Origin of the sequence: Paenibacillus sp. 276b (assembly GCF_900107875.1) — a bacterium.
GTDB classification, from domain to species: Bacteria; Bacillota; Bacilli; order Paenibacillales; family Paenibacillaceae; genus Paenibacillus; species Paenibacillus marchantiae.
Genome location: NZ_FNRR01000004.1, coordinates 26,398 through 41,750 on the forward strand (window position 1 = coordinate 26,398; position 15,353 = coordinate 41,750).

The following is a 15,353-nucleotide window of genomic DNA, read 5'->3' on the forward strand; positions in this document are numbered from 1 at the left end:
AGTCTTGATTTCTGTGGACTATGCATTCCGTATGACGTGTGAATATTTTTTTCTAGTGCTATCTTTTTGTGTTAGCCCTTGACTTTAGCACTGCGGTTCATTACAATCAGAAAATAAATTAACTTTAAACGTTATATAATAACTTTAAACGATATAACTTGATGATTTGATGACGGGACCAAGTACTCCGTGCCCACATGAACAGAGAAGAATCCCTTGGCTGTAAGGATTCTCTTGATGAGCGGACGAATGACTTCCCCGAGAACAGACAGCGAACACATTAGATTTACATCTGATGGTTATTAGCTGGCCTGCGCAGGGCGTGCGTTATACGTAGAGCGGAATGATCTGTGTGATCGGCTTGCCTGGAGCAACCTTAGATCATTACATGATCACCTGAACGGCGAAAGTGTCAGGGATTCCGGAATGTGGGTGGTACCACGGGTGAATGTGTAAACACAATCCCTCGTCCCTTTGTTTGCTGTTTATACAGCGACAGGGCGAGGGATTTTTTTGATATACAGAGAAAAATAGATGCTGGAGGGATGAAAGATGGCTTTTCAAAAACCGACTGGAACGCAAGACTTGCTGCCTGGTGTTGTGGAAAAGTGGCAGTTCGTAGAGGAAAAAGCGCGTGATCTGTGTCGCCGTTATAATTACCGCGAGATTCGCACACCGATCTTCGAACAGACTTCTTTATTTGTACGTGGCGTTGGGGAAACAACCGATATTGTTGAAAAAGAAATGTACACCTTCAATGATAAAGGGGACCGCAGCATGACCCTTCGTCCGGAGGGGACAGCGGGTGTTGTCCGCGCTTATGTGGAAAATAAAATTTATGGCGAACCGGATGTGAGCAAGCTCTATTACATCGGTCCGATGTTCCGTTATGAACGTCCGCAAGCAGGTCGCCAGCGTCAGTTCCACCAGTTCGGTGTAGAAGCCATCGGTGCCCTTGATCCAGCAATCGATGCTGAAGTCATTGCGCTTGGGTATCAACTGTGTGTGGAACTGGGATTGAAAGATGTCAAAGTCGAGATCAACTCGGTGGGTAACCCAACTAGCCGTGCAGAATATCGCGAAAAATTGCTTGGATTCCTCAGACCGATGAAGGACAGCCTGTGCAAGGACTGCCAATCCCGGATGGAACGTAATCCGCTGCGTGTGCTTGACTGCAAAGTTGATCAGGACAAATTCGTAGGGGCACCGTCCATACTGGATAGTCTGGATGAAGAATCATTGAACCACTTTGCTAAGCTGAAAGAGTATCTGGATGATTTTGGCGTAGATTACGCGGTGAACAATCGTCTGGTGCGCGGCTTGGATTACTACACATTGACTGCTTTTGAACTGAAAGCCCAAGGTATTGGGGCGATTGATACAGTCGGCGGTGGCGGCAGATACAATGGCCTCGTTGGAGATATCGGTGGACCGGATCAGCCTGGTATTGGTTTCGGTATCGGTCTGGAGCGTATTCAACTGATTCTGGAACACCAGAACATTGATGTTAGTTCCCTTGCTCCACTGGATGTGTATTTTGTTGCTCTCGGTGAAGCTGCCGATCGTGAAGTCAACCGTCAGCTGTTTAAGCTTCGTCAATCCGGTCTGTCCGGTGAACGCGACTATCTCGGTCGCAAGATGAAAGCTCAGATGAAATCTGCTGACCGATTCAAAGCCCGTTACACTGCCATTCTGGGTGATGATGAGCTGGAACGCGGGGAAATTGCCCTGAAGTCCATGGATACAGGTGAACAACAAACGGTGAAGCTGGATGATCTGGTATCTGCTATACGCGGAAGTAAATAAGCACGAGTTTGAAACTGTAAAATAGCAACAATTGATCCGGCAAAATTACGGAGGTTCACCAATGTTTCCGATTAATCGGAAGTTGGAGAGCCAGAGGTAATAACATGCCATTTGAATAAAATCGTCTTCACGCAACCGCACTGTTGAATAGCGGGCTCTGCCCGCCCATACAGAACGGAAATTCACATAAGAGGAGTTTGGTTATGAAAAGAAGTCATCATTGCGGCGCATTAACACCCGCACACATCGGTGAGACCGTAACATTGAACGGCTGGGTACAGACCCGCCGTGACCTGGGGGGCGTACTGTTTATCGATCTGCGTGACCGCAGCGGAATTGTACAAGTTGTTTTCAACCCGGCTTACTCTGGCGAAGCATTGCAAATCGCTGACAGAGTGCGGAGCGAGTACGTTATCGCAGTAACGGGTAAAGTGGTTAAACGTGACGAAGAGACAGTAAACAAAAACCTGCCTACAGGTGAAATCGAAGTGCAAATTACCGAGATTGAAGTACTGAACGCGGCAAAAACACCTCCATTCTTCATCGAAGATGGTGTGGAAGTCGACGAGTCGCTTCGTTTGAAATATCGTTACCTGGACTTGCGTCGTCCGGAAATGTTTGAAACATTGAAATTGCGTTCCAAAGCATCCAAAGTGTTCCGTGATTATCTGGATGGAGAAGAATTCGTTGAAGTAGAAACACCAATCCTGACCAAGAGCTCCCCGGAAGGTGCGCGTGATTATCTCGTACCAAGCCGTGTGCATGAAGGTGAATTCTTCGCCCTGCCGCAATCCCCGCAAATTTACAAACAATTGCTGATGGTCGGCGGACTTGAGCGTTACTATCAGATCGCTCGTTGTTTCCGTGATGAAGATTTGCGTGCGGACCGTCAACCGGAGTTCACCCAAGTCGACATCGAGACTTCCTTCCTGCAACAGGATGACCTGCTGCCAATGATGGAAGAGCTGATGGCCAAATTGCTGCGTGAAACGAAAGGTATTGAGCTGGAACTGCCTTTCCAACGGATTACGTATGCAGATGCAATGGGTAAATACGGTTCAGACAAACCGGACCTGCGTTTTGGCATGGAACTGGTTGAAATGAACGATATCGTAGCTAACAGTGGTGTGAAAGTATTTGCTTCTGTCATCGAAAAAGGTGGAGAAGTGAAAGTTCTGAACGCCAAAGGCTGTGGTACATGGAGCCGTAAAGAAATCGATGACCTCGGACCATTCGCAGCGCGTTACGGTGCAAAAGGATTGGCATGGATTCAAGTCAAAGATGGCGAGTTCAAAGGGCCAATCGTGAAGTTCTTTACGCCAGAAGAGATCGAAGCAGTCAAAGAACGTACTGGCGCTGAAGAAGGCGACTTGTTGCTCTTCTCTGCTGACACCAAAAAAGTGGTTGCAGATGTACTGGGCGCACTTCGTCTGAAAATCGGTCGTCAACTGGGCCTGATTGATGACAGCAAATTCAAATTTGCATGGGTTGTGGACTTCCCATTGCTTGGGTACGATGAAGATGCCAAACGTTATGTAGCAGAACACCATCCGTTCACACGTCCTAAAGACGAAGATGTGCATCTTTTTGACACAGATCCAGGTGCAATTCGCGCTCAAGCCTATGACCTTGTTCTGAATGGTTATGAAGTGGGCGGCGGTTCGATGCGTATCTACAAACGTGATGTTCAAGAAAAAATGTTCGCTGCTCTGGGACTTTCTCCGGAAGTGGCCAACGAGAAATTCGGATATCTGCTCGAAGCATTTGAATATGGAACGCCACCACACGGCGGAATCGCTTTTGGTCTCGACCGTCTGGTGATGCTGCTGGCAGGTCGCACGAATCTGCGTGAAACGATTGCCTTCCCGAAAACGGCAAGTGCAACGGATCTGCTCATGAATGCACCTTCTGAAGTGGATAACTCCCAATTGGAACAACTTCACATCCGCGTAGCCCGTAAACCGGTGGCGGAAAAGAAATAAAGGAGGCATCGATTCTCAATGCTCCATCAATTTTCAAGAACAGAACTGGCTATCGGACCTGAAGGTCTGAACGCCCTGAAAAATAGTACAGTAGCTGTGCTCGGCATCGGCGGCGTGGGCGGTATTGCAGTGGAAGCTCTTGCCCGCAGTGGTGTTGGCCGTATCATTCTGATTGATAAAGACGTAGTGGATATCACCAACATCAATCGTCAGATTCATGCTTTGACCACGACCGTTGGTCAGAAAAAAGCAGATCTGATGGTGGAGCGCGTGAAGCTCATCAATCCGGAGTGCGACGCGATTGCACTGAATATGTTTTACACGGAAGAAACGTATGAGGAATTGTTCAAATATGAGCTGGATTATGTGTTGGATGCGTCGGACACGATCATTTACAAAATCCACCTGATCAAAGAATGCCTCAAACGGAAGATTCCGGTCATTTCCAGCATGGGTGCGGCAAACAAAATGGACCCGACGAAATTCCAGGTTGCGGACATTTCGAAAACGACCATGGACCCGATTGCTCGTGTTGTCCGTACGACACTTCGCAAAGACGGTATTAAAAAAGGTGTGAAAGTGGTCTTTTCAACCGAAAAGCCGCTCAAACCACGCGAAGATGTAACACAGAAAATCGTTCCTGAGAATGCGCCGGAGATTCGCAAGGCCAAACAGCCGCCAGCGAGTAACGCCTTTGTTCCTCCGGTAGCCGGACTGATCATGGTCAGTGTGGCCGTCAAGGAACTGATCGAAATTGCAGAGAATAAGCAGCAGTAATCTGTTGTGAATGGAAAAGCGAAGGTGCCGACAAGGTACCTGCGCTTTTTTTGCATGCGCAAAACCTTAACAAATGTCAGGGTTACGTGATGTACTTCAATCCCAAAACCGTGTATGATATGTGGTGCTGTGCGAAATGATGGTAACTAATAACTACATTTGTTCGGCTTACATAGAGAGAGGGGAACGGAACGAATGAAACAAGGATGGATGACCAGACGTCTTGGCATGGAGCCGGGGGACCAGTGGAAGAAGGAAATTGTGGCGGGGGCCATTTCCTATTTTGCCGTGGTGTATATCGTAATGGTCAATGCAACAATTCTGGCCGATGCCGGAATGCCGCTACAGGCGGCAATGGTGGGTACACTGCTGACGTCCATCGCAGGTTGTTTGCTGATGGCATTTGGGGGTAAGTCGCCGATTATCGTTGTACCTGGCATGGGCATCAATGCATTTTTCACTTATACACTTGTACATTCGATGAAATTGAGCTGGCAGGAAGCCTTGGCGGTTGTATCTGTCACAGGTGTGCTATTTGCAGTCGTAGCTTTTACATCGTTATATAAAATGATTAGTGAGGCCATTCCGAAAAACCTGCAGCATGGCATTACGGTGGGGATTGGTTTGTTCCTGACGTTCATCGGTCTGCAAAAAAGCGGAATCGTCATCGCACACCAGACCACGTTTGTGGCGATCGGACATTTTAATGATCCTGGAGTGATCACCGCCTGTGTCACTCTTGTTATCGCCTTGATTTTATTTATACGCAATGTACAAGGCGGGCTTCTGATAAGTATTTTGGCGGGAACAGGACTAGCTTATGTGCTTGGTGCTGTAAAACCAGGTGATCCGGTGTCTGCCACAGAAGCACTGCATCAATACGGCGGTTTGTTTGCCCAGCTGTCCTTCGCAAATCTGTTGGATCTATCGTTCTGGATTGCTGTATTTCTGTTGTTGCTGATTGTTGTATTTGAGAACATCGGCCTGATCACAGCCCAAACCCATCTTATTGGTCGCCCCCAAAGGTTTAAGGGCAGTTTGCGGGCGCTGTCGATCTCGAATATTTTTGCTGGAATTTTTGGCAGCAGCCCTACTGTAGCTGCGGCGGAGACAACAGCGGGCATAGCAGCAGGTGGGCGGACAGGCTTGACTCCACTGGTTACCGCAGTGCTGTTTGGTGCAACGTTCTTCTTTATTCCGCTGTTGGGTTATATTCCGGACAGTGCTATTGCACCGATTTTGATCATTATTGGCGGCTTGATGGTACAAAGTGTGAAGGATATGGATTTCAGTGATTTCACGGAAGCTTTTCCGGCTTTTTTGATCATGGTCATGATTCCATTTACGTATAGCATCGTGGACGGTATGGCATTTGGATTCATTGCGTATCCGGTGGCGAAGCTGGCGGCGGGTCAGGGCAAACAGGTGCCTAAAGTCATGTATGGCATTGCCATCCTGTTTTTGGCCAATTTCGTGCTGCATGGGATATTGTAAAAGACAGGAAACGTAATGTAGTTCGTACGTATGATCTCTGGTGAACAAGGAGAGAACGGGGGAACGGAAATGGAAGAGCAACAACAGGCAGGTCAAGCTGAATCGAAAATAGGAAAAAAGGGATTCAAGGATTTTGTGAAGCTGATTGCTGCCACAAATCCACCGAAGCTTATTCTGATCATAGCGTTGATCCTGACACTTATTCAGACGACAGCCGGACTGATTGTTCCGCTGATGACCAAAGGCCTGATTGATGGGCTCACGATGTCTGCGCTGAACAAGTCCGTTATTTTCCTGCTGCTGGGGGCATTTGTTATTCAGGCTATCGCTTCAGGCATCAGCATCTATATGTTGAACTATGCAGGTCAACGGGTGGTTGCGACATTGCGAACGAAGCTGTGGAACAAGGTGTTATCCTTGCCGATGCCATATTTCGACCGGAATCGTACGGGTGATACGATGAGTCGAATCACGAATGATACAAGTCAGATTATGACGCTAATTGCGGATTATCTCGTTTCTTTTGTATCCAATATCGTTGCGGTTGTGGGCGGGGTAGCGTTGCTTTTCTATCTGGACTGGGTCATGTCACTCATTATTCTGAGTCTGGTGCCGCTAACGCTACTCATCCTGCTGCCTGTTGGTCGTAAAATGTACAAAATCTCCAAAAAGCAGCAGGACGAAATGGCAGGTCTTACTTCGGTGCTCAGCCAAGTCATTGGCGAGATTCGTTTGGTGAAAGCTTATGGTACGGAGAAACAGGAGGCGGAAGCAGGCGATTCCCGTATTGGGAAGATGTTTGCTTTTGGACTCCAGGAAGCGCGGATTTTGGCGTTGATTGGTCCACTCTTTACGTTTGTCATGACGGCTGTACTGGTTGTTATTCTGGGTGTTGGCGGCATGCGGGTAGCTTCTGGCTTGCTGTCTCCGGGTGAACTGGTCGCCTTCATTCTGTTGTTGTTCCAAGTGATTATGCCGATGGGGCAATTTACGACACTGTACTCACGTCTGCAAAAGGTTGTCGGTGCGACAGAACGCATTCAGGCCATTCTGGCACATGAAGAAGAACCTCGTCATAGCACAGCAATAGCTCCTAAGGGCAATGAGACAATTACATTTAACAACCTGCACTTCTCTTATGTAACAGGGGAAGAGGTACTGCATGGAATTAATCTGACCGTTCCGGCCCGTAAAGTGACGGCCATTGTTGGGCCAAGCGGCAGTGGGAAATCAACGCTGTTCTCCCTGTTGGAACAGTTCTATCTTCCGGGGTCGGGCAGTATATCGTATGGTGGACAAGCTATAACGGATTATTCATTAGCCTCCTGGCGAAGCAAGATTGGATATGTATCACAGGAGAGCCCTCTGATGGCAGGCACAATTAAGGAAAACATGACATACGGGCTGGGCCGTGAGGCGAGTATGGACGAAATTAGACAGGCGGCAGAAATGGCTTATTCCTCCGCTTTTATTGATAAACTGCCTCAGGGCTACGATACAGAAGTGGGAGAACGCGGAATCAAGCTCTCCGGTGGTCAACGTCAACGAATCGCTATTGCTCGTGCACTGCTGCGCAGCCCGGATATTCTGATGCTGGATGAAGCGACGTCCAGTCTGGACAGCACCTCGGAACATGAGGTACAGCAAGCCTTGTCCAATCTGATGGAAGGACGAACGACAGTTGTTATTGCACATCGATTGTCCACCGTTGTCGATTCTGATCAGATTGTTGTTCTGGAACAGGGACATGTGACGGGAACCGGAACACATGCGGAGCTAATTAGCAACCATCCGGTATACCGTGAACTGGCACAGAAACAGTTTGTGGCACAGGATGGGAAGCCGGATTCTGAGCCGGTATGATGTTAAAGGATGACCGTTGTTCATCTGTTCTTTGCGAACAGGAACAGCGGTTTCTTTCATTTTGCTATCCAGGCTACTGTAGCTTTTTATACATCAATATGATATAGTGGGTATCCTTTTGTGTCGTCAGCGATTGACTATGCAGAGCAAAACATATTCTTAGGAGGTAACTGAAACATGTCAGACAGCTTTCAAAGTGCCTATCAAGAAGAAGAGTACAGGTTAGAGCGAACGATGAAGGAAGTGGACAGTCAGCTGGAACGGCTGCAGAATATCCCGGTATACACCGGCCACGACTTCACAGAGCAAGTGCTGGAGGCCGGACGTGAAGAGCGCCGCACCGCCTTGTCCAAGAGCGCGCAGCAACCCTATTTCGGACGCTTGGATTTCGAAGAACAGGGCAGTGGTGCACGGAAACCGCTGTATATTGGCAAAATCGGCGTAGACCGCGAAGAGGTGGGAGAGCATCCGCTCGTCATCGATTGGCGTGCTCCTGTCGCAAGCCTGTTTTACTCATTTACCGGAGGGGAAGCCTCCGCAACGTATGAAGCCCCAGAGGGACTTATTGAGGGCCTGGTTTATCTGAAACGAAACGTTGTTATTCGGCAGCGTATATTGGAACGTGTAGCGGATACGTACAATCGGGACAGTGACCAGCCAGCTGTATCGGATGAATTCCTTGTGTATCGATTGGGAGAGAACAAGGACAACAAGCTCCGTGATATCGTATCCACCATTCAGGCGGAGCAGGATCAGATCATTCGTGCGGCGAGAAACACCGCATTGATCATTCAGGGTGTGGCCGGTTCGGGTAAAACAACCGTCGCACTGCATCGGCTTGCCTTTTTGCTATATCAATACAAGGAACAGGTATCAGCGGAGAAAATGGTTATTTTCGCACCCAACCACATGTTCCTGGATTACATATCAGATGTACTCCCAGAGCTCGGTGTAGGAGATATTCAGCAGCGTACATTCCCGGATTGGGCGATGAACCTACTGGGGCTGGACCTGCCTTTGGCGGACACGTCGGAGACATTGAACACCTGGTTTGAAACGCCGGATGCACGTCCTGAACTCAATGATGATGTGCCCGGGCGTTATAAAGGCTCGATCCGCTTCATGGAACTGATTGGGGAGTGGCTATCCGGGATGGAAGAGGAATCCGTACCTGATATGGACTTCAGCCCATGGGATGGTGCAGTGCTCAGCAAAGCCGAGATTGAGAACTGGTTCGGGGATGAGTACAAACATTATCCGCTGGCGAAACGCAAAGAGCGGGTTATGGCGCGTATTCACCGCTGGATTGAGATGGAACTCAAGAAACCTTCCCCGGAAGCTGTTCGCAAAGAGCGTAAGAAGAAAGCGGCAACCCGTGAGAAGGCCTACGCCAAAAAATGGCCTCAATATGAACCGCTTACGCTGTACAAACAGCTGTTTAAGGTTGTTAAAGGCGGTTCGGTACCTGCCTCGCTCAGCGGGCTTATTCCCAAATTGGTGATGAAGCAAACGGCTGCAGATCTGAAGCAGGATATTATCCGTGAAGAGGATTTGCCTGCATTGGTGTACATTCATACCTTGGTTCATGATATTGAAGGCTCCGAGCGATTCGATCACGTCGTCATTGATGAAGCGCAGGACTTTTCTCCTTTTCATGTGGCGCTATTGGATCAGTTCGTCAAAGGGCATTCCTTCACCATACTGGGTGATCTGTCCCAAGGTATCCATGAGTACCGTGGTGTTCACGCGTGGGAAGAGATGAGTTCCCTGTTTCCCGAGGAACAGAATGCATACTTTGCATTGACCCGGAGTTATCGCTCGACAATGGAAATTATCGATTATGCCAATACGATTCTGGAGCGGGGCGTCAAGAGCGGTATTACGGCGATTCCTGTATTCCGGAGTGGTGATCCTGTACGGACATTATCCTATGGGGTAGAAGGGCGCACAGCAAGCCTCGAACAGGCTCTGAAGCTCTTAACGGTCAAAGACTATCGCACAGTCTCTATTCTGACCCGTACCCTGCGTGAGGCAAAGGAGCTTCACCATGAACTCCAGGCGGCAGGCTGGGATCTGAACTTGATTGACGGCGGCAAAAAACAGTACACAGGCGGTCATTCCGTTTTACCTGTCTATTTGTCGAAAGGGTTGGAGTTTGATGCAGTTATCGTAGCGGATAGCGATGAGAAACACTATTTGCCCAATGCGGGTGATGCGAAGCTGTTGTACGTTGGCTGTACACGGGCATTGCATGAACTGTGGTTATTCCACGACGGCCCATTGCCAGACTATGCTGCTGCAACCCACAATCTGGAAGGTGAGTCTGTTGCCATCCAGGGTTGGCCTGACAGCAAGGCAGAGTGAATCCTTGTTGTTGAACATAGCATGAATATAGAAAGAGCATGGCGCCGTTAAAGCACCATGCTCTTTTTTGTACTTTTCAGATGAGTATTATTATCGAGTGGCTAACCTAAAGTTTCGCTGTTATTCTTCTGCTGGTCAACTTGCAGGTGTGCGTTGGGTCAAACCCGGTTTATCCAGAACTGACTTATGACTGGCGGGATGACGATTAACCAGGAAAATGCCCAGACAGATCATTACCCCACCTGCACCCACAATCCAGCCGACATGCTCTTCCAACAAGACGAAGCTCGACAGCAGTCCAAACAGCGGTGCCAGAAAAAGAAAGGAACTGGTTTTGGCCGGATCTGTGTTCTGCAGCAAATAAAACCAGAGGGTGAACTGAATGATGGAACAGAAAATTGTCAGCCAAACCAGGACAACGATGGACGTTGTATTTACGATAAAATGAGGCTGCTCTGTAAACACACTCAGTAGAAGCAGTACTGCCCCTCCAGCGAGCATTTGGTAAGCGGTAAGTACAAATGTATCATGAGCAGCTCCCCAGCGCTTAATGAGCAACGTGGATACAGCAAAGGAGACAGCGCCGCCAAACCCAATCCATGTCCCAGGACTCAAGCTCAGATGAAATCCAAAGGTCAACGCCACTCCGACAAATCCGAGAACCACACCGGTCCACTGGCTAAAACGATAGGACACACCAAATAGAGCAGCACTCAGGATGATGACAAGCAACGGATTCGTAAAGGTGATTATGGCGGACTCTCCCGAACTGATCCAGTTCATGCTGTAGTAGGCACAGCCCATCACTCCCGCTGACTGGAACAGACCGATTACGGCGATTTGCATCCACTGTTTCCACCCCACAGGCATGGGGCGTTTTCTGATGAGCCATGCAAGTAGTGCTCCTGCCAATATATAGCGAAGTCCCATTAACAAAAAGGGAGGAGCATACATCATACCGATTTTGCCTACGGGAAACGAGGTTCCCATGATGAGAGTTGTAACAAGGATCAGCAACGTATATTTTAAAGGCTTCATCAGGATTCCTCCCTTTGGCTTATCGTGCTCATAACGTCTGACCACTATCTACTGTAATCAGTTGCCCGGTCATGGATGGTTGCTCCAACGCGGCGCATATCATATGTGCAATGTCTTCGCTTGCCGCTATTCGCTGCAACAATAATTCACCACCCAGACGATGCATTTGTTCTTCCTTTCCTGCCCACCATCGGGTTGCGACTGCACCCGGAATGATAGCGTTAACCCGAATATCGGGGGATAGCGAGTGTGCCAAAGACTTCGTCAAACCGTGTACTGCTGCTTTGGAAACTGCGTAAGGAAGGGAGGACCCAGATCCTGTGCTGCCAGCGATGCTGCCTAGGTTAACGATTGCGCCTTGACCTGCCTGCTGCATTCCTTTCGCTACAGCTCGTGCGCAGTAAAACATGCCTTTAACATTAACGTCATATAGTTCATTCCATATGTCATCCGTTACGGATTCCAGATCCTTCATTGGGATATGATGCGTAATGCTGGCGTTATTTACGAGTGCGGTCACAGGGCCAACTTTATTAGTGATAAAGGCTACCATTTGACGAACCTCGACATCTGAACCCACATTAGCCTGAACTGCAAAAGCTTGACCTCCCGCATTCAGAATATGTTGTACAGTCTCTTCGGCCTCATCCTGGGAACGGGAGTAATTGACGGCAACGGTTGCTCCACGATTAGCGAGCAGTATACTGGTAGCTCGGCCTATACCCGTACCACCTCCTGTTACCAAAGCTACAGTGTTCGTCCAGTTCATCATTATTAACACTCCTTAAGTGAACTCAGCCAGTAGTAAGTTGCTGTGTTCTGATTACCCCGATTGTAGCTCGAAGCAGCTATACTGTATAATGATTGTTAATGGATTAGATATCATTTTAAATGATGTCAGAATGGATATCGTTTTATTTGGGAGGTTACTATGGAAAGTGGGGATTTAAGGATATTTCAATGTGTCGCACAAGAGGGGAATCTGACCCGAGCTGCGGAGCGCCTCGGTTACGTGCAGTCCAATGTGACAGCAAGGATACGACATCTGGAATCCGAAGTAGGGACAGTGCTGTTTATTCGTCATAATCGGGGGATGACGTTATCTCCAGCAGGTGAGATGCTTCTGACGTATGCGGATAAAATTGTAGGCCTGCTCGATGAGGCTGGTAAAGCGTTGAGCTCTACAATTGAACCTTCTGGACCACTACGCATAGGCTCCACGCAGACTGCCGCAGCAGTACGTTTACCTGAGCTTTTTGCGAAATATTATAAACAGCATCCGGCTGTCTCCTTATCTTTGAATACAGGTAACTCTCAAGTGCTTATGGATCAGGTTATTGGGTATGAATTGGAAGGGGCGTTTATCGGTTGTTCATGTGATCACCCTGATATTGCTTCTACTCCCGTATTCGATGAAGAACTATTCGTTGTCTCCTCTGGTATGGGACCAGAAGATGAAGAACTCACCAGTAAACCGATTCTGGTCTACAGCATGGGATGTTCGTATCGTCAGATTTTGGAGGAATGGTTATCGGCTAGCGGTGTAACCCGTCCGGTCATTATGGAATTTGGAACCCTTGAAGCGATTATTAGCGGGGTTACATCCGGTATGGGAATTTCACTGTTACCCGAAATCGTCATTCGGCATCAGATCGAAAATGGATCACTGCGCAAGCACACACTCCCGGCAGGCATGAATCGGATGATGACTCATTTTATTACGCGCAAGGATGCTTTTGTCAGCAGTGCGCTTGGCGCATTTATGGGTATGCTGCCGCGGGAGTATGATATGATAGAGAATAGCGATTAATCAGAATTTAATAAGGAACAAGTAAAGGCAATCCGTTAAGGAAGTGATGAGCAATGGATTTATTTTCGTTTCAGCAAGATTCAGAACCTCAAGCAAGACTGCTCGCTGACCGCATGCGGCCAGAGCGTCTTGATGAATATATTGGGCAAGAACACATTATTGGACCGGGGAAATTGCTTCGGCGCGCTATCGTAGCGGATCAGATCTCGTCTATCTTGCTTTATGGTCCTCCGGGATGTGGCAAGACGACACTGGCACATATTATTTCCCAGCATACCCAAGGACAGTTTGTCCGTCTGAATGCGGTGGATGCTTCTGTCAAAGATGTACGTGAAGTCATCGAGCAGGCGCAAACGAACAAGCAGTTGTACGGAACAAAAACCATTTTGTTCCTCGACGAAGTACACCGTTTTAATAGTTCACGTCAGGATGCACTGCTGCCTGCAGTAGAGAAGGGCACGATCATTTTTATCGGTGCAACGACAGAGAATCCCTTTCATTATGTGAATGGGGCCTTGATGAGCCGTTCCACGCTGTTTCAGCTGGAGTCTTTGAACAAAGAGCATTCCCTGATTGCGATGCGCCGGGCACTGACGGATGTGGATAAAGGTTTGGGATTCATGGATCTGCAGGCAGACGAGGAGGCATTGGAGCATATTGCGACGATGGCAAATGGCGATATTCGGCGTGCGCTGAACGCCTTGGAACTTGCTGCACTGACTACACCGCCAGAGAAGAACGGCTCGATTCACATTACGCTTGATGTAGCTGAAGAATCTATTCGTCGTCCGATTGTGAAGGCAGATGAATCGACACAATATGATGTATTGTCGGCATTTCATAAAAGTATCCGGGGTTCCAGTGATGCAGCACTGTTCTGGTTTTTGTATGCGGTAGAGAAGCTGGGCATGGACCCGATGACGTTTATACGTCGTCTGATTGCAGCGAGCAGTGAAGATATTGGACTTGCGAATCCGCAAGCGATGACCCAGGCCATTGGGGCGCTGGATGCTTATCGCAATAATGGCTGGCCTGAAGCCAAGCTGAACATTGCCCAAGCGATCCTGTTTGCTGTTGAAAGTCCGAAGTCCAATGCGGTGTACACTGCGATCTCGAAAGCGATGAATGCCATTGATGAGGTGAAATCGGCTGAAGTCCCTCTTCATCTGAGGGATACCCATTATTCCGGTGCAGTGAAGCTGGGACATGAAGGTTACCAATACCCTCATAATTATCCGGGCCATTATGTGAAGCAGGAATATTTACCGAAACAGCTCTCACGCCGTATTTTCTATGAAGCAACAGAACAAGGCAATGAATCCAAGATTCGTCTAAACCAGCAGCGGCGCAGAGAGCTGTAAGATCCATGACCCGGGAGATGCTTGAACGATGAAAGAAATATTCTATATTGGAATCGGTGGAATTTTGGGTACGTTATGCCGATATGGGATACAGTTATGGATGCCAGCAGCCAATGAGGGCTTTCCTTGGGCAGTGCTGCTGATCAATGCCATCGGGAGCCTGTTTTTGGGTTGGTTCTTCACCATAGCTGTTCCAGGTAAAATAACGCCTCAACTTCGTCTTGCAATTGGTACGGGGTTTACCGGGGCATTCACTACATTCTCCACCTTTACTCTCGATATGGTCCGTTTATCCGAGGGAGGAATGTGGGGTAAGGCTGTTATATACCTCGTTGTGAGTGTATTTGCAGGGTTATTGCTGTGTGCATTGGGGATTAAAGTTGGACAGCGAATGCTGAGTAAACCGACGCAGGATGGTGTTGCACCATGATCATCTGGATTGGACTTGCAGGAATGCTGGGTGCGGTGATTCGCTACAGTTTGGGTCGATGGATATCCGGTTCGCTCGGAACGGCCTTCCCATGGGGGACATGGGTCATTAATATCAGTGGTTCTCTGTTACTTGGATTACTCTATGGCTGGCATAAGTCAGCTTCAATCCCGGAAGAAGTCTGGGTGATTTGGGGGACTGGATTTTGCGGAGCGTATACCACATTCTCTACATTTGGATATGAGACCCTTGGTTTGATGGGGCAGGAACGTTACTTAAGAGCATTTATATACGTCATCAGTTCGGTACTGCTGGGGGTTGCGGCTTCTTTTGCAGGAGTGTGGCTGGCTGCATAAGTGAAAATAATTATTTTTTTTGCAGGAAAAAGAAGGAAAAAAGCCATCCGTCATGGTATACATGAAAGATGG

At 48.3% G+C, this 15,353-nt stretch carries 12 protein-coding genes; 10 read left to right on the forward strand and 2 right to left on the reverse strand.

What is annotated here, in order from left to right:
- The first annotated feature begins 552 nt into the window (after positions 1–552).
- The 6 genes from hisS (at position 553) to BLV50_RS19380 (ending at position 10,286) form a co-directional block, all read left to right on the forward strand.
- Complete coding sequence (hisS, locus tag BLV50_RS19355) at positions 553–1,806, forward strand: histidine--tRNA ligase (RefSeq protein ID WP_072734765.1); 1,254 nt, start codon at positions 553–555, stop codon at positions 1,804–1,806.
- A gap of 203 nt (positions 1,807–2,009) precedes the next feature.
- Entirely contained in the window at positions 2,010–3,788 is a 1,779-nt protein-coding gene (gene aspS, locus BLV50_RS19360) for an aspartate--tRNA ligase (RefSeq protein ID WP_063567716.1), read from the forward strand.
- Between the two features lie 18 nt (positions 3,789–3,806).
- A complete protein-coding gene (locus BLV50_RS19365) occupies positions 3,807–4,565 on the forward strand; it encodes a tRNA threonylcarbamoyladenosine dehydratase (protein ID WP_024633055.1) in 759 nt (252 codons plus the stop codon).
- Between the two features lie 195 nt (positions 4,566–4,760).
- Positions 4,761–6,059 (forward strand): NCS2 family permease, encoded by a 1,299-nt coding sequence (locus BLV50_RS19370; protein WP_090809474.1) that lies wholly within the window; start codon positions 4,761–4,763, stop codon positions 6,057–6,059.
- Positions 6,060–6,128: 69 nt separating this feature from the next.
- Complete coding sequence (locus tag BLV50_RS19375; RefSeq protein WP_079697681.1) at positions 6,129–7,922, forward strand: ABC transporter ATP-binding protein; 1,794 nt, start codon at positions 6,129–6,131, stop codon at positions 7,920–7,922.
- 177 nt (positions 7,923–8,099) lie between these two features.
- Complete coding sequence (locus tag BLV50_RS19380; protein ID WP_090809476.1) at positions 8,100–10,286, forward strand: HelD family protein; 2,187 nt, start codon at positions 8,100–8,102, stop codon at positions 10,284–10,286.
- Between the two features lie 135 nt (positions 10,287–10,421).
- Here the strand turns inward: BLV50_RS19380 and BLV50_RS19385 are convergent, their stop codons facing one another.
- Both BLV50_RS19385 and BLV50_RS19390 read right to left on the reverse strand, forming a co-directional pair.
- Positions 10,422–11,324: a DMT family transporter gene (locus BLV50_RS19385; RefSeq protein ID WP_090809478.1), complete on the reverse strand. Its 903-nt coding sequence runs from the start codon at positions 11,322–11,324 to the stop codon at positions 10,422–10,424.
- 28 nt (positions 11,325–11,352) lie between these two features.
- Positions 11,353–12,093, reverse strand: coding sequence for an SDR family NAD(P)-dependent oxidoreductase (locus BLV50_RS19390; RefSeq protein WP_090809980.1), 741 nt, complete (start codon positions 12,091–12,093; stop codon positions 11,353–11,355).
- Positions 12,094–12,255: 162 nt separating this feature from the next.
- Here BLV50_RS19390 and BLV50_RS19395 point away from each other — a divergent pair, with 162 nt between their 5' ends.
- Genes BLV50_RS19395 through crcB (BLV50_RS19410) form a run of 4 tightly spaced genes read left to right on the forward strand, consistent with a single transcriptional unit; the run spans position 12,256 to position 15,281 of the window.
- Positions 12,256–13,134: a LysR family transcriptional regulator gene (locus tag BLV50_RS19395; RefSeq protein WP_090809481.1), complete on the forward strand. Its 879-nt coding sequence runs from the start codon at positions 12,256–12,258 to the stop codon at positions 13,132–13,134.
- A 53-nt stretch (positions 13,135–13,187) separates the two neighbouring features.
- The gene (locus BLV50_RS19400; protein ID WP_090809483.1) at positions 13,188–14,495 is read left to right on the forward strand and encodes a replication-associated recombination protein A; all 1,308 of its coding nucleotides are present in this window, start codon (positions 13,188–13,190) and stop codon (positions 14,493–14,495) included.
- A 28-nt stretch (positions 14,496–14,523) separates the two neighbouring features.
- A complete protein-coding gene (crcB, locus tag BLV50_RS19405; RefSeq protein WP_090809485.1) occupies positions 14,524–14,925 on the forward strand; it encodes a fluoride efflux transporter CrcB in 402 nt (133 codons plus the stop codon).
- On the forward strand, positions 14,922–15,281 hold the full coding sequence (gene crcB, locus BLV50_RS19410; RefSeq protein ID WP_090809487.1) for a fluoride efflux transporter CrcB: 360 nt from the start codon (positions 14,922–14,924) through the stop codon (positions 15,279–15,281). The genes crcB (BLV50_RS19405) and crcB (BLV50_RS19410) overlap by 4 nt, the downstream gene beginning before the upstream one ends.
- The last annotated feature ends 72 nt before the right edge of the window (positions 15,282–15,353 follow it).